The 1,292-nt window shown below is 39.2% G+C and carries 1 protein-coding gene; it reads right to left on the bottom strand.

The genetic code is table 11. The features are described 5' to 3' along the window. Positions 1-1,292, bottom strand: a 1,292-nt coding sequence (locus IC221_RS29155) for a hypothetical protein (protein ID WP_188172307.1), incomplete at both ends; no start/stop codon positions are given.

Raw genomic sequence — 1,292 nt, 5'->3', positions numbered from 1 at the left:
TCCGTATCTGCACCGCTATAGGTTTGACCATCATAACTGCTGATGTATTCACTATTATCAATAAGTTCATCGAAGAAGAGGAGGTTATTATCAACATTGAATTGCGTTTTCTGATCATTGGCATTATCAAATGAAGTAAGTGCCACATCTTCCAATTGGTTGTCAGATAGATTTACAGTTTCTAAGTAACCAAAGTTTCCAATCGTCAGACTCGTCGGCAAGCTTGTTAAATCTCTATTCGAAAGATCGAGATCGATCACTCTACCATAGTTGTCAATCTGAGTAGCCACCGGATTACCGTCGTTATCTACCCAATCACGCATTTCTATTGCTTTATCAGGTGTAGTTCCTAACTCCACAAATAGATTGTATAGTGCAACAGAATCTTCTTGCCCTAATGTAAATAATAGGTCAATTTGCTTCGTGAAAATGGTTAGCCCAGTGATTGATGTAGAAGTAATATCTAATCTATAGCTGTCTGCGTTGTCACTTGTCATTGAAGGAATGCTTAACTCTGCAGCCGAACTTTCCGTAGAACCGTCACTAACTTTAGTCCAGTTATATTCTAACGAGGAGATTTCAAATCCACCATCGTAAGAGTAAGGAGCTCCAAAAGTGACTGTCGCTGTTTCTGTATCTGCACTGCTATACGTTTGACCTGCATAACTGCTGATGTACTCGCTATTTTCAATCAGTTCATCGAAGAATAGGAGGTTATTATCAACATTGAACTGCGTTTTCTGATCATTGGCATTATCGAAAGAAGTAAGAGCTACATCTTCCAATTGGTTGTCAGATAGGTTTACTGTTTCAAGGTAGCCAAAGTTTGCAATCGTCAGACTCGTCGGTAAGCTTGTTAAATCTCTATCCGAAAGATCAAGATCGATCACTCTACCGTAATTGTCAATTTGAGTCGCTACTGATTTTCCATCATTATCTACCCAATCACGCATTTCTGTTGCCTTGTCAGGCGTTGTACCTAACTCGACGAATAAGTTGTATAGTGCTACTGAATCTTCTTGTCCTAATGTAAATAATAAGTCGATCTGTTTTGTGAAGATGGTTAGCCCAGTGATAGAAGTTGAAGTGATATTTAATCTATAGCTATCCGCATTGTCACTTGTCATTGAAGGAATACTTAACTCCGCCGCTGAGCTTTCCGTTGATCCGTCGCTTACTTTAGTCCAGTTATATTCTAAAGATGCGATTTCAAAACCACCATCATAAGAGTAAGGATCTCCGTAAGTGACTGTCGCTGTTTCTGTATTTGCACTGCTATACGTTTGACCATC

The organism is Flammeovirga sp. EKP202, from assembly GCF_014534745.1.
Lineage (GTDB): Bacteria > Bacteroidota > Bacteroidia > Cytophagales > Flammeovirgaceae > Flammeovirga.
This window is presented reverse-complemented; position numbering and strand designations above follow the sequence as displayed.